Below are 19,786 nucleotides of genomic sequence, written 5' to 3' on the forward strand. Positions count from 1 at the left end.
CCGTGGTTTACCCCCTGAAACAACGCTCGCAGGCGCTTTGCGGAACCTATGCAACGTGCGTGCCCGCGACGCGGATGACCGTGAAAACCCCTCGAAAACCCTCTAAAAGGCGCTTTTCGGGCTATCGGCCGCGCATGAAAAGCGAATCCAGCTCCCGGATGGAGAGCTGTCGCCAGGTCGGCCGGCCATGGTTGCACTGGTCGGAACGCTCGGTCGCCTCCATCTGGCGTAACAGTGCGTTCATTTCGTCGATGGTGAGCTTGCGGTTGGCCCGCACGGCGCCGTGGCAGGCCATGGTGGAGAGCAATTCGTTCTGGGCGCGCTGCACCACGGTGCTCGCGTCGTGCTGGCCCAGCTCGGCCAGCACGCTGCGCGCCAGCTCCACCGGATCGCCGTCCGCCAGCGTTCCGGGCACGGCGCGCACCGCGAGCGTGCGCGGCGAGAACGGGGTGATCTCCAGCCCCAGCGTCGGCAGCACCGCCGCGCAGGCCTCGGCGGTGGCCACTTCCTGCGGCGTGGCCGCGAAGGTAGCGGGAATCAGCAGCGGCTGGCTGGTGATGGACGCGCCGTCGAGCTGGGTCTTCAGCCGCTCGTAGACGATGCGCTCGTGCGCCGCGTGCATGTCGACCACCACGAGGCCCTGGCTGTTCTCGGCCAGGATGTAGATGCCCTGCAGCTGCGCCAGTGCCCGGCCCAGCGGCCAGGCCTCGTCGTTTGTGGCGAGGGCGGCGGGGGCCGTGGTGGGGCTTGCCGGCAGGCCGGGGCCGGTGGGCGGGCGGAAGGCCAGTGGCGCTGTCGAGCCGCCCAGGGGCCAGTTCGACGGCAAATGCTCGAAGGCCGTTTCATTCCGTTGCGCCTGCTCATCGACGCGTTCGGCGCGCTGTTGCGGCCAGAGCGCCTCGAAATCGCCGGCGCCGCGCTCCTGGGCTACGAAATTGATAGCAGGCTGCGCCCAACTGGCGTTCGGCGGCAGCGGTGTCTGCTTGAAGAAGGGTTGCGGCGTACCCGAAGCGGCCACGGCGTCGCCCGCGCGGGGTGCAGCCAGGGCGTCCTCGATGGCATGGCGCACGGCCTGGTGGATCTCGCGTCCGTCGCGAAAGCGCACCTCGATCTTGGTCGGGTGCACGTTCACGTCGACCCGCGACGGATCGATCTCGAGGTACAGCGCGTAGATCGGCTGGCGATGGCCGTGCAGCACGTCTTCGTAAGCGCTGCGCACCGCGTGCGACAGCACCTTGTCGCGCACGAAGCGGCCGTTGACATAGAAGAACTGCTGGTCGCCGCGCGAGCGGGCGGCATCGGGAATGCCGGCACGGCCGACCACCCGCACCGGTCCGCCGACACGGTCGACGGCCACGCTCTGCGCCACGAACTCGTCGCTGAGCGCATCGGCCAGCCGCTGCTCGCGGACCTCGGCGGCGCGCCACTGCTCGACCAGCTTGCCGTCGTGCCAGATCGAAAAGCCCACCTCGGGCCGCGCCAGCGCGTGGCGGCGCACCGCCTCGATGCAATGGGCCAGTTCGGTGGCGTCGGTCTTCAGGAACTTGCGGCGCGCGGGCGTCGCGAAGAACAGCTCGCGCACCTCGACCGTGGTGCCGGTGGAGCGAGCCACCGGCCGCAGTTCGCCGGTGCGGCCGTCGAGCGCGAAGGCCGTGTCGGCGCCGGCGAAGCGCGAAAGAATGCTGAGCTCGGCAATCGCGTTGATGGCCGCCAGCGCCTCGCCGCGAAAGCCCATCGTGCCGACCGTCTCGAGGTCGTTGAGGCTCGCGATCTTGCTGGTGGCGTGGCGGCGCAGCGCCACGGTGAGTTCTTCGCGCGGAATACCCAGCCCGTCGTCCTCGACGGAGATCAGCCGCACGCCGCCCGAGGCCAGCCGCACCGTGATCTGACGGGCGCCCGCGTCGAGCGCGTTGTCCAGCAGTTCGCGCACCACCGAGGCGGGCCGCTCGACCACTTCGCCGGCGGCGATCTGGCTGATCAGCTCGTCGGGCAGTTCGCGGATGGGGCGGCGTTCGGTGGGGGAGGGGAAGGTCGGGAGGGCGCTCACCAGGGCATTTTAGAAGGCGAGCCGCGGAGACTGATGTTGGGGTGATTCAGGGTGCGTTCGGCTTCAGCAAGGATAATCCGCGCCCATGGAAATCATCAGCTTTCTCGTCGACTTCATCCTGCATGTCGACAAGCACCTCGAGCAATTCGTCATCGCCTACGGCCCGTGGGTCTATGCGCTGCTCTTCCTTATTGTCTTCGTGGAGACGGGCGCGGTCGTGATGCCGTTCCTGCCCGGCGACTCGCTGCTCTTCATCGTCGGCGCGCTGTGCGGCGCGGGGCTCATGAGCTATCCGCTGGCATGCGGCATTCTGATAGCGGCCGCCATCCTGGGCGACCAGTGCAACTATTCGATCGGCCGCTACTTCGGACCGAAGGTGTTCCAGTGGGAGAGCTCACGCTTCTTCAACCGCAAGGCCTTCGACCAGGCGCACGGCTTCTACGAGCGCTATGGCGGGATCACCATCGTGCTCGCGCGCTTCATGCCCTTCATTCGCACCTTCGCGCCTTTCGTAGCCGGTGTGGCGGAAATGAACCGTGCCAAGTTCACGGCGTACAACGTCGGGGGGGCGCTGATCTGGGTGCTGGGCATCGCCACGGCCGGCTACTTCTTCGGCAATCTGCCGCTGGTCCGCCAGCATCTCGACAAGATCATCTGGGCGCTGATCTTCATTCCGGGCCTGCTTGCGATCTACGGTGCGTGGCGTGCCTCAAAGGCAGAGAAGGCGCGCGCGGCGCAAATGCCCGCAGGCTGAGTTTCCGCCCCTTCACCCGACATGAAAAAGCGCGCCAAGAGGGCGCGCTTTTTTCATCCCTGTGCCTGCCTGATCAAAGAGATCAGTAGTTCGGGCCGTTGCTCGGGTAGTAGCCGCTGCCTTGCGGGTAGCGCTGCTGGTTGTAGTAGTTGCGCTCGTCGGCATTGCGGCCGACCTGGTTGCCGATGATGCCGCCGATGACAGCGCCACCCAGCGTCGCACCGGTGCTCTTGCCGATGGCATTACCCACCAGCGCGCCGCCTACCGCACCCACGCCGGTGCCGAGGTTCTGGTTGGGACCGCTTGCGCAACCGGCGATAGCCATGACGGAAGTGGCTGCCGCTGCTGCGACCCAGAGTCGTGTGTTCATGATGTCCACCTTTCGAGGAGTGATGAGTCATCATGTCCAGAATGCCCTCTAGCCCGGTGTAGGAGCCTGCCGCGCCTCCCTGTGCGGTGTCACGGGCCGCCCCGCGTGGGACAGCAGGGCATGCTTTGGCTTTACAAACGCGCCGCTGCAGGCTCAGAGCTGGCGGCTGCGCGCCAGCGGCGGGTTCTGCGCGAAGTAGCGCTGGATGCCGCGCATCAGCGCATCGGCCAGGCTTTCCTGGTAGTCGACGCGGCGCAGGTTCGCTTCTTCTTCAGGGTTGCTGATGAAGGCCGTTTCGACCAGCACGCTGGGAATGTCGGGCGCCTTCAGCACCGCGAAGCCCGCCTGCTCGACCTGCCCCTTGTGCAGCCGCGCGCCGATGTTCTTGATCTCGCCGAGCATCGCGCCGCCGAGCTTGAGGCTGTCGTTGATCTGCGCGGTCGTGCTCATGTCGAGCAGGGCGCGCTGCACCTGCGCCTCGTGGCCGCCCACGTTGACGCCGCCGACCTTGTCGGCCTCGTTCTCCTTGTTGGCCATCCAGCGCGCCGCGCTGCTCGACGCGCCGCTCTGGCTCAGCGCGAACACGCTGGCGCCGCGCGCGGCGGGCGTGGTGAATGCGTCGGCATGGATGCTCACGAACAGGTCTGCCTGCACGCGGCGGGCCTTCTGCACGCGCACGCCCAGCGGCACGAAGAAGTCGGCATCGCGCGTGAGAAAGGCGCGCATCGGGCTGCCGTTGACGCTGCCCGCGTTGATGCGCTCGCGCAGCCGGTGCGCGACCTGCAGCACGATGTCTTTCTCGCGCGTGCCGTTGGGGCCGATGGCGCCCGGGTCTTCGCCGCCATGGCCGGGGTCGAGCGCCACGATGATGATGCGGTCGGTGCGACTCGCCGTGGCGGGGCCGCCGCGCGGGGCGGCCACCGGCGGCGGAGGCGAGGGCGCAATAGGCCTGACGGGCGCGGTGCCCACGACGGGCGGCGGCGGCGCGACGATCACTGGCGCAGTGGGGCGATCGATGCCGGCCACCACGGGTGGCGGTGGCGTCTGCGGGCCGGGCCGCATCGACTGCTGCGCCATCAGGTCGCCCAGCGGGTCGCCCGCCGGGGCTGTAGGCGTCGAGGGCACGATGCCGGCCACAGCCGGGTTGCCGCCTTGCTGCGGCGTGCGGGGCGCGTCGCGCAAGCGCTCGGCGATCAGCGCTTCCATCGGGTCGACGGCCTGCTCCGGGTACAGGTCGAGCACCAGCCGGTGCTTGTACGCCGCCACGGGTGCGAGCGAGAACACCTGCGGCACCACGGCCTGCTTCAGGTCGAACACGATGCGCACCACCTTCGGCGCATTCTGTCCGACGCGCAGGCCGTTGATGTACGGGTCGCCCGGCTTGATTTTGCCGACCAGTTCGCGCAGCTCGGGGTTGAGGTCGATGCCTTCAATGTCCACCGCGAGCCGCGGCGGGCTGCCCACCACGAGCTGCTGCGAATTGAGGCGCGCGTCGGACTCGATGGTGACGCGGGTGTAGTCGGCGGCGGGCCATACGCGCACCGCGAGGATGGTCGCGCCGCGCGCGATCTGGTGCACGCCGAGCATCAGCGCGATGCTGCCGCCCTGCAGCAGCACGCGCCGTTTCAGGCCGACCGCCTTCATGCGGCGATGCGCGCCAGCAGATCGCTGCCGCGAGGGGTGTTCGCGAGGAGGGTCACGCTGCGTGTGTCGTCAGTCATTGCTTCTATTTTAATAGCGAGGTCGGCAATTGGTGTGCGGCCCGCCGCGTTTTCCGGCCACTCGGCCAGCTTGAGGCCCGGTCCCGCGAAGATGTCGCGGAAGCCGGCGTCGTCCCATTCGCGCGGGTCGGCGAAGCGATAGAAGTCGAAATGGAAGATCTGCAAGCCGTCGGGCGCGTCGTGCGGCTCGACCACCGCATAGGTGGGGCTCTTGATGCGCCCGGCGATGCCGAGGGCGCGCAGCAGGTGTCGAACGAAAGTCGTCTTGCCGGCACCGAGGTCGCCATGCAGCGCGATGAAGGCGTCGCGCAATGCGGGCGATGCGGCGAGCGCCTGCGCGAAAGCGGCGGTGTCGTCTTCGCTGCGCCAGCGCAGGATGCGGGTGCTCGTTTGCGTTTCTACAATCGGCAAGTGATCGTCAGCCATCCACTCGTTGTTCGTATTCAGGCTTTGGCCCGGGAACTCGGATTCTCCCAAATCGGAATCGCGGGCGTCGATTTATCGAGCGCCGAGGACGGTCTGATGCAGTGGCTGGCCCATGGGTTCCATGGCGAGATGCAATACATGGAAACACACGGCACCCGCCGCGCCCGCCCGGCCGACCTGGTGCCGGGCACGGTGAGCGTGATCACCGCGCGCATGAACTACCTGCCGCGCGACACCGGCCCCGAGTGGCAGGCCACGGAGTTCGACCGCCTCACGCGGCCCGGCGAAGCCATCGTGTCGGTCTATGCGCGGGGCAGGGACTATCACAAGGTGCTGCGCAACCGGCTCGCGAAGCTGGCCGAGCGCATCGCCGAAGAGGTCGGGCCCTTCGGGCACCGCGCCTTCACCGACTCCGCCCCGGTGCTCGAAGCCGAGCTGGCCTCGCGCAGCGGGCAGGGCTGGCGCGGCAAGCACACGCTCGTGCTCGACCGCGACGCGGGCTCGATGTTCTTCCTGGGCGAGATCTACGTCGACATGGCGCTGCCGCCGAGCGAACCCGTGACGGCGCATTGCGGCAGCTGCAGCGCATGCATCGACGTGTGCCCGACGCAGGCCATCGTCGCGCCGAAGCGGCTCGATGCGCGGCGCTGCATTTCCTACCTCACCATCGAGCACGGCGGTGCCATTCCGCTGGAGCTGCGCACGCTGATGGGCAACCGCATCTACGGCTGCGACGACTGCCAGCTGATCTGCCCGTGGAACAAGTTCGCGAAGAAGAGCGAGCTGCCCGACTTCGATGCGCGCGAAGGGCTCACCGGGCGCTCGCTGGCGGAGCTTTTCGCGTGGACCGAGGCCGACTTTTTGCGCCGCACAGAGGGCAGCCCGATCCGCCGAATCGGCCATGAGCGCTGGCTGCGCAACATCGCGGTGGCGCTGGGCAATGCGGTTCGCGCGGGCGAAGCCGGTGCGAAAGAAGCGCTTGCCACGCGCGCTGAGCACCCCAGCGAGCTCGTGCGCGAGCACGTTGCGTGGGGCCTCGAGCAGGAAACGCCGGCCTAGCTGGCTGCCTGGCTTTTCTTCGCAGGCAGGATCTCTTCCACGCGCTGCCACGGCCGGCACATCAGCGTGCCGCGCGGCGACACAACGATGGGCCGCTGCAGCAGGATGGGGTGTGCCACGATGGCGTCGAACAGCTGGTCGTCGCTCAATTTCTCGTCGGCCAAGCCGAGCTCTTCATACGGCGCTTCCTTCGCGCGCAGCAGGTCGCGCGCGCCCAGGCCCATGGCCTTGGCCAGTTCGCGCAGCTTCTTCTTGCTCGGGGGCGTTTCCAGGTAGAGAACGATCTCCGGCTCCACGCCGCTTTCGCGGATCAACTGCAGCACGTTGCGCGACGTGCTGCAGTTGGGCTTGTGGTAGATCGTCATCGGGTAGTCGGTGGTGGGCGTGCGTGCGGTCATGGCGTCGATTATGAAAAGAACAGGGCACTACGCTCCCGTGGTCTCCCAGCCGGGCGTGAACGGAAAGCGCGCGGCCCAGAAGTCGGCCAGGCGCGGATCGGCGTCGACACGCTTCACCACCGGCGCCATGCGCGGCGCCTCGCGATAGAAGCGCGCGCGCCGCGGCGTCCAGCGCGACATCACGGTCACGTACAGGTCGAGCATGCCGAGCCTGTCGCCGAGCAGGTAGGGCGCGGGCTCGCCGATCTGCGTGTCCATCAGGTGCCAGCAGTGCGCCATGCGCTCGGCCGAACGCTCGAGCATCGCGCTCTGGCTGGCGGTGTCGGGCACGAGCCGCGCGGGATCGTCGCGCACCCAGTGCAGCGAATAGATGGCGGCCGGCAGGTAGACCATCCAGCGCAGGTAGCGCGCGCGCAGCGGGCTGTCGGGCGGCGGGCAGAGGCCGGCTTCCGGATAGCGGTCGCCCAGCCAGATCAGGATGGCCGCGCTCTCGGTCATCACCTCGCCCGAAGGCAGCACTAGCGCGGGCACCTGGCGCATCGGGTTGACGCCGGAGACGCGTTCGCGCTCCGCCTCGCCTTCCCACGTGGCGATGTCGACGGTGTCGACCTGCGCGCCGATCAGCGTCAGCGCGGCATGGATCGGCGTGGCGCCCGAGCCGGGCGCGCCATAGAGGGTGTAGCGGTCGTTAGAGGCGGACGGTGAAGAACTCATCCGCCCAGATTACTTCAGCCTCGCGGCCATTGTCACGCGGCCAGCAGCGCGTCGACCTGCTTGAGCGCCTCGAGCGTCTTGACGCAGGCCTCGGCCACTTCCGTGCCCTTGACCGCGAAGTGGCGGTGGAAGTACTTGCGATGCTCCACGTGCTCGTGGAAGTGGTGCGGCGTGAGCACGGCCGAGAAGATCGGCACATCGGTCTCCAGCTGCAGCGACATCAGCGTGCTGACCACCGTGTTCGCGACGAACTCGTGGCGGTAGATGCCGCCGTCCACCACCAGCGCGCAGCCCACGATGGCCGCGTACTTGCCCGAGTTGGCGAGCCGCTTGGCATGCAGCGGGATCTCGAAGGCACCGGGCACGTCGAAGATGTCGATGAGATCGCGCGCCACGCCGAGCCGCGTCATTTCCTCGAGGAAGGCGTCGCGGGCCTGGTGGACGATGTCGGAATGCCACTGCGCCTCGACGAATGCGATGCGCGTGCCGCGCGGCGAATCCGACGCGGCAATGGCGGAGAGGGGAAGGTCGTTGATCTGACTCATGGTGTGCCTCTTGAAAGCAGGTTTCCTGAATCAGGGCGCACGAAACCACGAGGCCACCCGCGCGCCTGCATGGCAGGGCACGCGGGTCGTCCCGCATTTCGCGCTCTCTTTCATCCGGACTGTGACCGTCGGCTTCGGAATCGCACCGAATCTGCTGACCCTGGTGCCCGTGGAAGGCACCAGGCGCTCGCGGGCTCGTGCGGCATCCCTTTCGAGAAAAGCCGCCATCACCGCCGGTGGGGAATTGCACCCCGCCCTGAGAACGCTTGCCGTCCGGCTGGCCGGACGACGGCGCGATTCTAGGAGCGCGCCGAGGCCGGGCTTGTCGCCCGCGCGCCAGACCTTCGGCCGCGCGGGGATTTTCTTCAGAAGCGATACGTGGCGGACGCGGTCACTGTACGGCGCTGCCCATAGAAGCAGTCGCCGCGCGCCAGGCAGGTGGTGAGTTGCACCCTGTCGGTAAGGTTGGCCACGTTGAGCGACAACCGCAGCGGCCCGTTGTCCCAGGCGAACATCGCATCCAGCAGCGTGACTGCGGGCACCGGGTGTGCGTCCATGCCGTCCCAGGACTTGCCGATGTAGCGCAGGCCCGCGCCGGCCGAGAAGCCCGGCACGCCGCCGATCGAGAAGCGGTGCGTCACCCACGCCGACGCTGCATGCGTGGGCACGCCCGAAATGCGCTTGCCCAGGTCGGCGGCGTTGCTGCGCGAGACGCGCGCGTCGGTATAGGCGTAGGTGGCGATCCAGTCCCAGTCGCGCGCGATGCTGCGTTTGTACTCGAGCTCCAGACCCTTCACGTGCACCTCGCCGAGCTGCACGCTGTTCAGCGGATTGGTCGGGTCGGTGGTCTTGCGGTTGGTGTCGCGCAGGTCGTACACCGCCGCCATGAACGAGCTGCGCTGGCCTTCGGGCTCCCACTTGACGCCGGCCTCCCACTGTTTGCCGCGCTGCGGCTTGAAGGGCGTGTTGTTCAGGTCGACGCCGCCTAGCGGCAGGAACGACTCCGCATAGCTCAGGTAGGGTGCCCAGCCGCCATCGGCCAGGTACACGATGCCCGCGCGCTTGGTCGTGGCCTTGTCGTCGGCCGCCGCCGCGGGGCGGCCCTGGGTGTCGGTGGTGGCCTTGTCGTGGCGAAGGCCCAGCACGCCGATCCAGCGGCCGTACTTGACCTGGTCCTGCACGTAGATGCCGGCCTGTTTCTGCACCACCTCGGGCGAGCGCGTGTAGCTGGTGGGCGGCGTGTAGTTGCCGTACACCGGCGCGTACACGTCGAGCGCGCCGGCGGTGCCACGACCCGAGAGCTTGGAGGTGGTGTTGCGCTGGAAGTCGGCGCCCAGCAGCACCGTGTGCTCGACCTCGCCGGTCTTGAAATGCGCCTCCGCCTGGTTGTCGAGCAGCAGCATCTTGCCGCCGTTGATGTCGCTGCTCAGGTCGCGCTCGATGGTGCGCTGGTCGGCGTTGAACACCGGCCGCGCCGGGCGGCCCGTGAGCCGGTTGGCCGTGAAGCTGGTGTAGGAGGTGTTGTAGACCACCTTGGTCTCGGTCGAGCGCAGGTTCTGCCGGAAGGTCCAGGTGTCGTTCAGGCGATGGCTGAACAGGTAGCCCAGCGAAGTGTTGCGCGAGTCGTAGCGGTCGAAGCCCGGCTCGCCCATGAAGGTCGAGGTGGGAATCTGTCCGTAGAGCGAAGGCAGCAGCGTGCCCTGCCACGGGAAGAAGCCGATCAGCGAGCCGCTCTTGTCCTTCTGGTAGAGCGCCTGCAGCGTGAGCGAGGTGTCCGCGTTCGGGCGCCAGGTGAGCGAGGGCGCCACCAGGATGCGGTCGTCCGGCGCGTGGTCGACCTGCGTGCCGCTGTCGCGGTTCACCGCCACCAGCCTGTAGAGCCACTTGCCTTCGGTGTCGATCGGCCCGGTGAAGTCCGCCGCCACCTGCTTGCGGGCATTGCTGCCCAGTTGCAACTGCACTTCGCGCTGGGTCTCGGACTGCGGCCGCTTCGACACCATGTTCAGCACGCCGCCGATGCCGCCTTGGCCGTAAAGCACCGACGACGGGCCGCGCAGCAGCTCGACGCGCTCGAGCATGTACGGGTCGAGCTTGGTGGAGTTGTAGGTGCCGTAGGTGCGCTGCAGCCCGTCGAGGTACTGCACCGCGTCGCCGCCGCGCACCTTGAACGAGTCGACGCGGCTGTCGAAGTAGCTCGACACCACGCCGGCCGTGTAGTTGGTGGTCTCGCGCAGCGTGAGCGCGCCTTGTGCCTCCATCTGGTCGCGCGTGACCACCGAGATGGCCTGCGGCGTCTCGATCAGCGGGGTGTCGGTCTTGGTGGCGGTGCCGCCGCGCCTGGCGACGAAGCCGGTGACCGGGCCGGTCGCGGTCTCGCCGGCATCGCCCGACACGGTGACGGTGGGCAGCGCGCGGCGGTGCTCGGCGGTTGCTTCTTCCTTGCCGTCTTCGGCATAGGCCGGCGCGGCGGCGCTCAGTGCCACGGCGGTGGCCGCGAGCGTGGCGCGGCGGCCGTGCGAAAGGCGCCACTTCGGGCGGCGGGTCTTGAATGTCATGTGCAGCTTCTCCTTGTGTCCTGCGTGAAATGAGCGACGGGGAGTGGCTGCGGCACGTGCTGGGCGTGCCATGGCTTCTCTTCTCTGATCCTGTTCGGCAAACGCGAGCGCTACCGACTGCGCGCCGAAGCTGCGGCCGGTGATTTCTGTGGGTTTTTTGCGCTGTGGGCAACCGTTGCGGTTGCGGTCTTCGTTCCTTCGAAGACGGCTGGCGCGCCCGTGTCGGGCGGCTGGCTGGGCGCCGGATTATAGAAGCGAGTGCATCAGCGTCCCGCGAGGAACTGCGTCATGCGCTGCAGTTCGTCGTCGAGCGCCGCGCGGAAGGCCGCGTCGCGCGGCTTCTTGCCGACGTAGCCGAAGATCGGCTGCAGCCTGCCCTCGGGCGCCGTCACGTTGGCCCAGCCGATCACCTGGTCGTGCCACAGCATCGGCAGCGCGTAGTAGCCGAACTGCCGCTTGGGCGCTGGCGTGTAGGCCTCGAACTTGTAGGTCCAGTCCCAGAGCAACTCGAAGCGGCGGCGGTCCCACACCACCGGATCGAAAGGCGCGAGCAGGCGCACCGCGTCGTCGGGCGCGTGGCGGCGCGAGGCGGGGTTCTCGCCGGCGGGCCAGTACCAGGTGGTGCCGTCGATGCTGCAGCTCGCGAGTTCTTCACGCGCGAGGCGCAGGGCGGCCTGTGTCTGGGCCGAGAGATGCGGCGCGCCGTAGCCGAGCAGACGCACGAGGTAGGTGAGGCTCGCGGCCGGCAGCGGCGCGTATTTGCGCACCACCAGTTCGATGAGTGCCGCGGCGCGTCGTGCGCGGCCGGCGGGGCTGTCATCGGCGGGCTGGTGCGTGACGGCCTCGTAGACGCGCGTGCCGCTGTCGCGCCGCACCACGCGCAGCATGCCGCGATAGTGCATGTCGTCGAGCAGATGTGTGGTCGCGTTGCTCGAGCCGCCCCAGTAGTTCTTGATGCGGCCATGCGCGAAGTGCTGTTCGATCTGTCGCGGATGCACCGGGCCATGTTCCTGCACATAGGCCAGCACGTCGGCGGCCTTGCGCCGCGTGTCGGCGTCCCACACGCGGTTGGCTTCGCGCGGATGCATCAGCGCAAGGTGCTCGCGCGGCAGGAAGCCGTAGTTGACGAGGCAGTCTTCCTCGATGGCGAGCCGCGTGTAGCGGCTCTCGAGATCGCCCGCGCGGTAGTCCTTCACGCGGTGGCGCAGGGTGAGGTCTTGCGCGCGCGCAGGTGCGCGAATCGGATCGGCCTGCACGAAGCCGAGCTGGCGGATCGCACCTGGCAGGGTGGTGGGCTTGAAGAGGGTGCGCGCGACTGCGTAGCGGCGCAGGTCGTCCAGGGTCGGGGCGGGCATTCGCGGATTGCAGCACAGGTGGTGGGTTTTCGCTTTTCTGCTTCGTTGTTCCGGGCTCGCTCACGCCGACGGGGTGCCTTGCTCCGCGAATGTCCCCCGGCCTTCGGCCTCCTCCTTTATTTCGCTGCGCAAGGCACCCCATCGACGTGATCGTGAAGCGCCGTCGTGGAAGCTGCATTTGTTGGCGCTCTGCGGGACTTCATGTCGCATGGCGCGGCTATTTCGGCGGGTTCTTCTCTAGAGTGAATGCCCCTGTCACTCAGCACCCCACCAAGGGGAGAAGGAAGGCGCGACACCCCCACCACCCAGATGTTTGAAGGCTGCTTGCCTCGCGGCAGGTCGTCGGTGCGAAAGCAGCGATGCGGATGCGAGGTATCAAAAGGCGACGGCCGGGGTGTTACTAGCACCCCGACCGTCTAACCAAGTTCGTGCACCAACCTTGGAAGGGACGCACAAAAATGGCTACCAAGACTATAGCCCGGCCTCGCACGCCGGTAGCTTCCGCAGAAACCGCCCAAGACCCGGCGGATCTTCTCGAAAACACCCTCTCTCAACTCGAAGCACTCCTGTGGGTCTGCCACGGGGAAGACATCGACTGGTGCGGTGGGGATGGGCCTCGACGATTGGATAACCTGCTTTGGCTTGCGGCGGATCTCGCTCGCAAGGCTGGGGAGTTGTTTCAGATGAGCGAGAAGGCGCGACGTGGGGCGCTTGAGACCTGCGGGTAGTGGCTGGTCCGCGGGTCGCGGATCTCGCGGCCTGCCTCAGGAACGGGATCTTTGAGACGGAACGACTGAAGCCTTCGTGACGAAAAGAGTTCCGCTCGGCTGAGGTTTGCATCGTGGATCGGGACCAAATCGCCACGTAGTGACGTTGGGCCAGGACCACGACCATGCAGAATTCGACCACCTTTACGCTCTAAGCAATAAAACCGCATGACATTGACCAGTTTGCTCGGCAAGAAGCTGAAAGACGAAGAGATTCTTCAACTCATAGAGGACTATCAGGTCGGCGATGTCGTCTATGACTTCGACCGTCTACGCGAGGGCACAGAGGACGAGTACTGGGCCGAAGCGAAGGTGGCTGGATTTGCGGTCCGGTTTGACCAGAACCAAGTGCTCAAGACGGTCTTCTGCTATGCGTCCTCAATTGAGGGGTTCACGCCCATCTCAGCAAGCGACGTTGGGGTGCCGTTTTTTAGTTCTTTTGAGGACGCAGCGGGTGCAGCCAAGGCCGCGGGAGTTCGTCATTCCACCGGGCATGTTGACGATGCTCTACTGGGGTTAAAGTTATCTTGGGTCCGACATGAGCGCCCTGAAGCCTGGGTGCACTACGAGTTCCGTGATGGTGAGCTTGCTCTGGTCACGCTTTCGCGTCCAAGGCCGTAGTTCGGCCAAGAGCAGACCATTCAGCCCAGCCCAGCCCCCTCAATGACACGCCCTCTTTCACCAGACCGCGAGCGCGAATTCCAAGAGCTGCTGGCGTTCGTATCCTTCTATACGACCCATGTCTCGGGCGTGACCCCAACCTCAACCTTCAGTATCCAAACCGTGTGTGCGGGCATCATCGAGCAGCACGGCAAGTCACGGGCACTGGAGGGGCTTCGCCAAGCGGCGAACGACATCATCGAGGAGTTGAGCGACAAGCAGGCAACTGGCGTCGCGGCCCTTGACGAAGCCCTTCGCGCTTCCGGATTGATAACTGCGTCAGAGGTCCGTCGCCGATACGCTTCAGCGTACAAGCGCATCCTCAAGCGAGGGACCATTCGAAACGACACCGAGTACTACCTCATCAACGGTATCGTCGTTGACCTCGGCAACGGAATTTCAGACGAGGAGCGTGTGACTCTCCAACGGCTTTTGGACAGCTACGAGGTCGCAGCCAGGAGGAATCCGTAGTCGACTTCGCAAGCATTGCAATGTCTGCTTTGGCGAAGCCGCTATGTCGGCGTCGGGCACGAAGCAGCCCCTCAAACGCCATGTCCGAAAGATCGCGCTCAGCCTGAAGCGAGCGTCAAGCGCAGTCGTCCCGATGTCGACCGTGTTGGCAACACCAGCCGTTCGGATTTCTGCTCGTCTTCGCATGGCCATCCGCAATCCGCAGCAGCGGTCAAACCGCAAGCGCAACAGCCGCGCCCATCGTGCACAGGGCGCCGGGTGCTCCCCGCAGCGAAATAAAGGAGGAGGCCGCAGGCCGGGGGACATTCGCGGAGGGGAGTACCCGGTGGCCTGTGCACGAGCCCCGAACAAAGATCGGCTTTAGACAGCCTTCTTGTGCCGCTCGATGCAGACGTCCAAAGTCTCGTGACCAGGCCGCCGCCACCAGTCGAGATTCGAAAAAATCTCCACTTCGCTGAAGCCAGAGAACCCCGCGTCCTCGACCCACCCGCGAATCTTCTTCAACTCGACCACGCCATCACCCATCATCCCGCGATCACTCAGCAGGTCGCGCGTAGGCGTAAGCCAGTCGCAGACGTGATACGCCAGCAACCGCTCCCGGCCCGCGCGGGCGATCTGCTGCTGCAGCTTCGGGTCCCACCACACGTGATAGATGTCGAGCGCCACGCCCAGCATGCCGCTCTTGCCCGCGTCGAGTTCGTCGCACAGGTCGAGCGCATGCTCCAGCGTGTTGATGCATGCGCGGTCGGCCGCCTGCATCGGGTGCAGGGGCTCGATGGCCAGCGGCATGCCGACCTCGCGGGCGTACTCGAGCGATGCGGCGATGCCGTCGCGTACTTCGCCGCGCGCGCGGCCGATGTCCTTGTAGGCCGCTTTGCCGTCGAGCGCGCCGGGCAGGGCGCCGACCACCAGCACGAGGCAGGGCGCATCGAGCGTCTTCGCTTCGTCGATGGCACGGCGGTTGTCGTCGAGCGCCGCCTTCAGGCAGGCTGCATCGGGCGCGGGGAAGAATCCGCCGCGGCAGTAGCCCGAGAGGCCGATGCCGTGCGCCTTCAATTGCTTCGCCACCTTGTCGAGGCCGACAGCCGCCACCTGGTCGCGCCATGGGCTGATCGCACGGATGCCGCGTTCGGCGCACTGGTCGATGATGCGGTCCAGCGGCACCTCGGCGCCCGACTGCTTGCGCACCGTGGCGGTGTTGATCGACAGCCAGTCGTGATCTTGCGAGAAATCGCGCATGCTCGTCTTCAACCTTCCACGCCGTGCAGGGCCAGCAGCGTCTTCATGCGCCGCACCGCCAGCTCCGGCTGCTCCAGCAGGTTGGCCGCATCGGCCAGCCGGAACAGTTCGGCGAAGTGCTGCAGCGAGCGCGTGCTCTGCTGGCCGCCGACCATGGTGAAGTGCTTCTGGTGGCCGTTGAGCCAGGCCATGAACACCACGCCGGTCTTGTAGAAGCGCGTGGGCGCGGCAAAGATGTGGCGCGACAGCGGCACGGTGGGGCCGAGGATGTCGTGGAACTTCTTTTCGTCACCCTGCGCCAATGCGCCCAGGGCCGCGCTGGCGGCCGGCGCGATCGCGTCGAAGATGCCCAGCAGCGCATCGCTCTTGCCGTGCGTGGGCTCGCTGCCGAAGCCGTCGCCCGCGATCAGCTCGGCGTAGTTGAAGTCGTCGCCCGTGTACATGCGCACGCCGGCCGGCAGGCGGCGGCGCATCGCGATTTCCTTGTCCTTGTCGAGCAGGGAGATCTTGATGCCGTCCACTTTGTCCGGATGCGCCGCGATGATGCCCAGCGCCGTGTCCATGGCCGCGTCGACATCGCTGGTGCCCCAGTAGCCTGCCAGCGCGGGGTCGAACATGTCGCCCAGCCAGTGCAGCACCACGGGCTGCTTCGCCTGGCTCAGGATGCGGTCGTACACGCGCTCGTAGTCGGCCGGGCTCTTGGCCACGCGGGCCAGCGCGCGGCTGGCCATCACGATCAGCTTGCCGCCGAGCGCCTCGATGGCGGCCATCTGCTCTTCGTAGCCGCGGATCACGTCGTCGACGCTCTTCACGCTGTCGATGTCCAGGTGGTCGGTGCCGCAGCCCGAAGCCACCAGAGCGCCTGGAACGTCCTTCGCGGCGTCGAGCGAGCGGCGGATCAGCTCCAGCGAGGTGGGCCAGTCCAGGCCCATGCCGCGCTGCGCGGTGTCCATGGCCTCGGCCACGCCCAGGCCCAGCGAGAACAGGTGGCGGCGATAGGCGATGGTGGTGTCCCAGTCGACCGCGCATTGCAGCCAAGGGTCGACGGCCGCAAGCGGGTCGGCCACCACGTGCGCGGCCGAGTAGGCGATGCGGTTGAACTTCACGCCCGCGTCGGGCCTGGCCGGCGCGGTGCCGCGCAGCGCGTAGGGCGCCAGCGCGCCGCCGGCGGTGGGGAGGGCAAGAGAAAGCGCCATGGCTGCCTCAGACCTTCAGCACCGGCACGTCGACCCAGCGGCGGTCTTTCCACGATTCGAGCGCGGCCTCGACCAGCTGCACGCCCTTGGCGCCTTCGGGCAGCGTCCACTTGTAGGGCGCGTCTTCCACCACGTGGCGGATGAAGTGTTCCCACTGGATCTTGAAGCCGTTGTCGTAGACCTGCGAGTCCGGAATCTCCTGCCACTGGTCGAAGAAGTTCATGGTCTGCTTCTCGTCGGGGTTCCACACCGGGCGAGGCGTGGCCACGCGCGACTGGGCGCGGCAGCTCGACAGGCCGGCCACGGCGGAGCCGTCAGTGCCGTCGACGTGGAAGGTCACCAGGTCGTCGCGGCGCACGCGCGTGACCCAGCTCATGTTGATCTGCGCGATGACCGGCTCGCCGTTGTGGCCGGTGAGCTCGCAGGTGGCATAGGCGGCGTCGTCGGCCGTGGCTTCATAGGCGTTGCCGGCTTCGTCCCAGCGCTTGGGGATGTGGGTGGTGCCCAGGCAGCTCACGGACTTCACTTCGCCGAACAGGTTGTCCAGCACGTAGCGCCAGTGGCACATCATGTCCAGGATCATGCCGCCGCCGTCTTCCTTGCGGTAGTTCCAGCTCGGGCGCTGGATGGGCTGCAGGTCGCCCTCGAACACCCAGTAGCCGAACTCCAGGCGCACGCTGAGCATGCGGCCGAAGAAACCGGCGCGGCGCAGCATGTCGAGCTTGCGCAGGCCGGGCAGGAAGAGCTTGTCCTGCACGGCGCCGTGTTTGAGGCCCTTGGTCTTCGTGGCCTCTTCCGCCAGGCGCGCGATCTCGACGGCTTCGTTCAGGTTGGTGGCAATCGGCTTTTCGCAGTACACGTGCTTGCCGGCGCGGATGGCCTTGGCCAGCAGCGTGGGGCGCATCTGCGTGGTGCCGGCGTCGAAGAAGATGGTGTCGTCCTTGTTCTCCAGCGCCTTGTCGAGGTCGGTGCCCCAGCGCGGGATGTTGTGCGCCTTGGCCAGCGCTTCCATCTTCTCGGCGTTGCGGCCGATGAGGATCGGGTCGGGCATGACCTTGTCGCCGTTCGACAGCGTGACACCGCCTTGCGCGCGGATCGCGCAGATCGAGCGGATCAGATGCTGGTTCATGCCCATGCGGCCGGTGACGCCGTGCATGATGATTCCGAGACGTTGGGTGGCCATCGTTTTCTTCCTTGAGAGATGCGAGAGAGAGTGAGGTGGAGAGAAGCGTCTGCTTCAGTAGACGGAACGCATGGCGTCCCACGAGATGCCGGCGCCGGGCTTGCCGGTGGCAAAGCCGGGCGCGGTGGCGAGCGAGGACAGGGAAAGCCGTCCTTCGCGGATGGCGAGGCGCACTGCGCCGTCGCTCAGTTCGTACAGGCCCGGGTGGGCGCGCAGCAGTGCCTGCTGTTCGGCCCCCGGCGCGGCGGCCAGGCCGTTGACGTAGTGGTGGCCGTTGCGCTCGACATGCGAGAGCCCGAGCCACGCGACCAGCGCCAGGTCTTGCTGCACGCCGAGGCCGGCCTGCATGGTGAGGTCTTCGCCGGACAGGAAGTAGCGCGCCGTGCCGCCGGCCGCGTTCCATTGCGCGCAGCGCGCGGCGTTGACGATCGATTTGTAGAAGCCCTTGCAGCTCTTGCTGGACACGCCGGTGTAGCCGAGCGCGCGGGCCTGCACGAAGGCGTCGAGCGTGCTGTCGGATTCGTCGATGAGCAGCGCAATGCGCTTGCCCAATGCCGACACGTCGCGCTGCAGGGCTGCGTCGCGGCGGATCGGCTGCTCGACGAACACCGTCTTCTGCACCAGCGTGTGCAGCGCGGGCGTGGAGAGCATGCGGTCCAGGAATGCGCCGAAGGCGTCCGCGTCGGCGTACTGCTCGTTGCCGTCCAGCGTCACCAGGTGGGCGTGCCCGTCTATCACGCCGGCGATGCGCTCGAGGCGCTCGATGTCTTGCGCGGTGTCGCCGCAGAGCTTGAGCTTGAAATGCGTGAGGCCGTAGCGGCGCACCGCCGCCGCGAGCGTGGCGGGCAGGCCGTCGGCGGGCGCGTCGGGCAGGGCGTCTTTGTCGTCGATGGCATCGGCCAGGCCCACGGTGTGGCGCGCGGCGATGTGGGTTCGCGGCGATTGCCTTGCCAGGAAGCCCGGCATGTCGAAGCCGGCAAGGTCGTCGGCCAAGCCGCTGCCCACGATGTCGATGCCGGCGAGGTTGCCGCTCATCGCGGCGCCGAAGCTCACGCCGCTGTGCAGGCACAGTGCGTCGAGCACGGCGCGGTCGATCAGCGCCGGGCCGTAGCTCGCCACCAGCGGCTGCAGGCCCTTGGCCTTGGCGCGGCCCTGCAGCGCGGCGTAGTTGGAAGCGAAGTGCGTCCACGCGGTCTGCGCGTCGGGCTCGGCGGTGTAGGCCTCGCGCGCGTCGCGCAGGGCGAAGCGCAACTGCTCGAAGTTCTGTTCGTTGGTGAGCGCAGGGTTCTTGTCGAACCACTTGGGCACCATCATCTCGGCGGCGCAGCCTTCGGCCGTGCGGCCGTCCGCGAAGCGGATGCGGGCCTTCACGTAGACCTGCGGGCACGCCGTGACGGTGGCCGCGCCGAAGCGGAACGGCAGCCGCAGCGCCACGTTGCGCTCGGCGAAGCGGATCTCCTCGACATGAAAACGGATCGCGTCCATGGCTGTCGCCTTCAGTGGTCCAGGATGCCCTGCGAGAAGAAATGCGCGCGCACCAGCTTCGTGTATGCGCCGAACTCGGGCGAGGCCATCATGTCCAGCGTGCGGGCGCGCGGCAGGTCGATGTCGTACACCGCGGCAATGGAGCCGGGCCGCTCGCTCATCACGATCACGCGGTCCGACAGGAAGATGGCCTCGGGAATGCTGTGGGTGATGAGCATCACCGTCTTCTTCGACGCCATCCAGATGCGCTGCAGCTCCAGGTTCATCTTCTCGCGCGTCATGGCGTCGAGCGCGCCGAAGGGTTCGTCCATCAGCAGCACCGACGGGTCGTGCAGCAGTGCGCGGCAGATCGACGCGCGCTGCTGCATGCCGCCCGACAGCTGCCACGGGTACTTGCCCCCGAAGCCTTTCAGGCCGGCCATCTCCATCAGCTCGCGGGCGCGCGCCCTGGCGGCGTCCATGGGCAGATGGCGCATCTCGGCCTGCAGCAGGATGTTGTCTTCCACGCTGCGCCAGGGCAGCAGCACCGCGCTCTGGAACACGATGCCCACGTCCTTCTGCGGCCCTTTGATGGGCTTGCCGGCCAGCGTGAGGCTGCCGCCGCTGATGGGCAGCAGGCCCGCCACCATCTTCAGCAAGGTGCTCTTGCCGCAGCCCGAAGGGCCGACGACGGAGACGAACTCGCCTTCCTTGATGGCAAAGTCGATCGGCTTGAGCGATTCGACCGGGCCATCCTTGCTTTGGTAGATCTTCGAGACGCCGCGCGCTTCGATCAGGTTGACTTGGGACATGGAATGCGTGAGAGGTGGCGGCAACGAAAAGCGCGCGGGTTCAGGGGCGG

At 67.2% G+C, this 19,786-nt stretch carries 18 protein-coding genes and 1 riboswitch; of the genes, 4 read left to right on the plus strand and 14 right to left on the minus strand.

Annotated elements, in window-relative coordinates; translation table 11 throughout:
• Positions 1–121: 121 nt before the first annotated feature.
• Complete coding sequence (gene mutL, locus L3V85_RS14200) at positions 122–2,047, minus strand: DNA mismatch repair endonuclease MutL (protein WP_237679820.1); 1,926 nt, start codon at positions 2,045–2,047, stop codon at positions 122–124.
• 85 nt (positions 2,048–2,132) lie between these two features.
• Here mutL and L3V85_RS14205 point away from each other — a divergent pair, with 85 nt between their 5' ends.
• Positions 2,133–2,801 carry a DedA family protein gene (locus tag L3V85_RS14205; RefSeq protein WP_237679821.1) on the plus strand — a complete coding sequence of 223 codons (669 nt, stop codon included), beginning with the start codon at positions 2,133–2,135 and terminating at the stop codon, positions 2,799–2,801.
• An 82-nt stretch (positions 2,802–2,883) separates the two neighbouring features.
• Here L3V85_RS14205 and L3V85_RS14210 read toward each other — a convergent pair whose 3' ends face one another.
• The 3 genes from L3V85_RS14210 to tsaE all read right to left on the minus strand — a co-directional run bounded on the left by L3V85_RS14210 (position 2,884) and on the right by tsaE (position 5,318).
• The gene (locus L3V85_RS14210; RefSeq protein ID WP_237679822.1) at positions 2,884–3,171 is read right to left on the minus strand and encodes a glycine zipper domain-containing protein; all 288 of its coding nucleotides are present in this window, start codon (positions 3,169–3,171) and stop codon (positions 2,884–2,886) included.
• A 153-nt stretch (positions 3,172–3,324) separates the two neighbouring features.
• The gene (locus tag L3V85_RS14215; RefSeq protein ID WP_237679823.1) at positions 3,325–4,815 is read right to left on the minus strand and encodes an N-acetylmuramoyl-L-alanine amidase; all 1,491 of its coding nucleotides are present in this window, start codon (positions 4,813–4,815) and stop codon (positions 3,325–3,327) included.
• The gene (gene tsaE / locus L3V85_RS14220; protein ID WP_237679824.1) at positions 4,812–5,318 is read right to left on the minus strand and encodes a tRNA (adenosine(37)-N6)-threonylcarbamoyltransferase complex ATPase subunit type 1 TsaE; all 507 of its coding nucleotides are present in this window, start codon (positions 5,316–5,318) and stop codon (positions 4,812–4,814) included. The genes L3V85_RS14215 and tsaE overlap by 4 nt, the downstream gene beginning before the upstream one ends.
• Between tsaE and queG the strand changes: the two genes are divergently transcribed.
• Positions 5,304–6,377: a tRNA epoxyqueuosine(34) reductase QueG gene (gene queG / locus L3V85_RS14225; protein ID WP_237679825.1), complete on the plus strand. Its 1,074-nt coding sequence runs from the start codon at positions 5,304–5,306 to the stop codon at positions 6,375–6,377. The genes tsaE and queG overlap by 15 nt on opposite strands.
• On the opposite strand, the gene arsC is transcribed toward queG, so the two are convergent.
• The 5 genes from arsC to L3V85_RS14250 all read right to left on the minus strand — a co-directional run bounded on the left by arsC (position 6,374) and on the right by L3V85_RS14250 (position 11,944).
• Positions 6,374–6,775, minus strand: a complete 402-nt coding sequence (gene arsC, locus L3V85_RS14230) for an arsenate reductase (glutaredoxin) (RefSeq protein WP_237679826.1) — start codon at positions 6,773–6,775, stop codon at positions 6,374–6,376. The genes queG and arsC overlap by 4 nt on opposite strands.
• A 27-nt stretch (positions 6,776–6,802) precedes the next feature.
• Positions 6,803–7,489: a glutathione S-transferase family protein gene (locus L3V85_RS14235; RefSeq protein WP_237679827.1), complete on the minus strand. Its 687-nt coding sequence runs from the start codon at positions 7,487–7,489 to the stop codon at positions 6,803–6,805.
• 32 nt (positions 7,490–7,521) lie between these two features.
• Positions 7,522–8,034: a 6,7-dimethyl-8-ribityllumazine synthase gene (locus tag L3V85_RS14240; protein WP_237679828.1), complete on the minus strand. Its 513-nt coding sequence runs from the start codon at positions 8,032–8,034 to the stop codon at positions 7,522–7,524.
• A 98-nt stretch (positions 8,035–8,132) separates the two neighbouring features.
• A riboswitch (FMN riboswitch) is annotated at positions 8,133–8,302 on the minus strand.
• 97 nt (positions 8,303–8,399) lie between these two features.
• Complete coding sequence (locus L3V85_RS14245; protein ID WP_237679829.1) at positions 8,400–10,589, minus strand: TonB-dependent siderophore receptor; 2,190 nt, start codon at positions 10,587–10,589, stop codon at positions 8,400–8,402.
• A 263-nt stretch (positions 10,590–10,852) separates the two neighbouring features.
• Complete coding sequence (locus tag L3V85_RS14250) at positions 10,853–11,944, minus strand: DNA glycosylase AlkZ-like family protein (protein WP_237679830.1); 1,092 nt, start codon at positions 11,942–11,944, stop codon at positions 10,853–10,855.
• A gap of 935 nt (positions 11,945–12,879) precedes the next feature.
• Between L3V85_RS14250 and L3V85_RS14255 the strand changes: the two genes are divergently transcribed.
• Positions 12,880–13,332: a hypothetical protein gene (locus L3V85_RS14255; protein ID WP_237679831.1), complete on the plus strand. Its 453-nt coding sequence runs from the start codon at positions 12,880–12,882 to the stop codon at positions 13,330–13,332.
• A gap of 42 nt (positions 13,333–13,374) precedes the next feature.
• Positions 13,375–13,842, plus strand: coding sequence for a hypothetical protein (locus L3V85_RS14260; protein ID WP_237679832.1), 468 nt, complete (start codon positions 13,375–13,377; stop codon positions 13,840–13,842).
• Positions 13,843–14,202: 360 nt separating this feature from the next.
• Here the strand turns inward: L3V85_RS14260 and L3V85_RS14265 are convergent, their stop codons facing one another.
• The 5 genes from L3V85_RS14265 to L3V85_RS14285 are packed head-to-tail and all read right to left on the minus strand — an operon-like array spanning position 14,203 to position 19,736.
• Positions 14,203–15,081 (minus strand): sugar phosphate isomerase/epimerase family protein, encoded by an 879-nt coding sequence (locus L3V85_RS14265; RefSeq protein WP_237679833.1) that lies wholly within the window; start codon positions 15,079–15,081, stop codon positions 14,203–14,205.
• 8 nt (positions 15,082–15,089) lie between these two features.
• Positions 15,090–16,277, minus strand: coding sequence for a dihydrodipicolinate synthase family protein (locus L3V85_RS14270; RefSeq protein ID WP_237679834.1), 1,188 nt, complete (start codon positions 16,275–16,277; stop codon positions 15,090–15,092).
• 7 nt (positions 16,278–16,284) lie between these two features.
• Positions 16,285–17,460: a Gfo/Idh/MocA family protein gene (locus L3V85_RS14275; RefSeq protein ID WP_237679835.1), complete on the minus strand. Its 1,176-nt coding sequence runs from the start codon at positions 17,458–17,460 to the stop codon at positions 16,285–16,287.
• A 54-nt stretch (positions 17,461–17,514) separates the two neighbouring features.
• Positions 17,515–18,945, minus strand: a complete 1,431-nt coding sequence (locus tag L3V85_RS14280; RefSeq protein ID WP_237679836.1) for an enolase C-terminal domain-like protein — start codon at positions 18,943–18,945, stop codon at positions 17,515–17,517.
• 11 nt (positions 18,946–18,956) lie between these two features.
• Positions 18,957–19,736, minus strand: a complete 780-nt coding sequence (locus L3V85_RS14285) for an ABC transporter ATP-binding protein (protein WP_237679837.1) — start codon at positions 19,734–19,736, stop codon at positions 18,957–18,959.
• Positions 19,737–19,786 lie beyond the last annotated feature (50 nt).

The organism is Variovorax paradoxus (assembly GCF_022009635.1).
Classification (GTDB): domain Bacteria; phylum Pseudomonadota; class Gammaproteobacteria; order Burkholderiales; family Burkholderiaceae_C; genus Variovorax.

Excerpts from the sequence above, each read along its gene's own strand:
- L3V85_RS14265 (WP_237679833.1), bottom strand. The coding sequence starts at position 15,081 with ATGCGCGATTTCTCGCAAGATCACGACTGGCTGTCGATCAACACCGCC.
- L3V85_RS14240 (WP_237679828.1), bottom strand. The coding sequence starts at position 8,034 with ATGAGTCAGATCAACGACCTTCCCCTCTCCGCCATTGCCGCGTCGGAT.
- tsaE (WP_237679824.1), bottom strand. The coding sequence starts at position 5,318 with ATGGCTGACGATCACTTGCCGATTGTAGAAACGCAAACGAGCACCCGC.
- L3V85_RS14280 (WP_237679836.1), bottom strand. The coding sequence starts at position 18,945 with ATGGACGCGATCCGTTTTCATGTCGAGGAGATCCGCTTCGCCGAGCGC.
- L3V85_RS14270 (WP_237679834.1), bottom strand. The coding sequence starts at position 16,277 with ATGGCGCTTTCTCTTGCCCTCCCCACCGCCGGCGGCGCGCTGGCGCCC.
- L3V85_RS14260 (WP_237679832.1), top strand. The coding sequence starts at position 13,375 with ATGACACGCCCTCTTTCACCAGACCGCGAGCGCGAATTCCAAGAGCTG.
- L3V85_RS14245 (WP_237679829.1), bottom strand. The coding sequence starts at position 10,589 with ATGACATTCAAGACCCGCCGCCCGAAGTGGCGCCTTTCGCACGGCCGC.
- arsC (WP_237679826.1), bottom strand. The coding sequence starts at position 6,775 with ATGACCGCACGCACGCCCACCACCGACTACCCGATGACGATCTACCAC.
- L3V85_RS14235 (WP_237679827.1), bottom strand. The coding sequence starts at position 7,489 with ATGAGTTCTTCACCGTCCGCCTCTAACGACCGCTACACCCTCTATGGC.
- L3V85_RS14210 (WP_237679822.1), bottom strand. The coding sequence starts at position 3,171 with ATGAACACACGACTCTGGGTCGCAGCAGCGGCAGCCACTTCCGTCATG.
- L3V85_RS14285 (WP_237679837.1), bottom strand. The coding sequence starts at position 19,736 with ATGTCCCAAGTCAACCTGATCGAAGCGCGCGGCGTCTCGAAGATCTAC.
- L3V85_RS14255 (WP_237679831.1), top strand. The coding sequence starts at position 12,880 with ATGACATTGACCAGTTTGCTCGGCAAGAAGCTGAAAGACGAAGAGATT.
- L3V85_RS14275 (WP_237679835.1), bottom strand. The coding sequence starts at position 17,460 with ATGGCCACCCAACGTCTCGGAATCATCATGCACGGCGTCACCGGCCGC.
- L3V85_RS14215 (WP_237679823.1), bottom strand. The coding sequence starts at position 4,815 with ATGAAGGCGGTCGGCCTGAAACGGCGCGTGCTGCTGCAGGGCGGCAGC.
- L3V85_RS14205 (WP_237679821.1), top strand. The coding sequence starts at position 2,133 with ATGGAAATCATCAGCTTTCTCGTCGACTTCATCCTGCATGTCGACAAG.
- L3V85_RS14250 (WP_237679830.1), bottom strand. The coding sequence starts at position 11,944 with ATGCCCGCCCCGACCCTGGACGACCTGCGCCGCTACGCAGTCGCGCGC.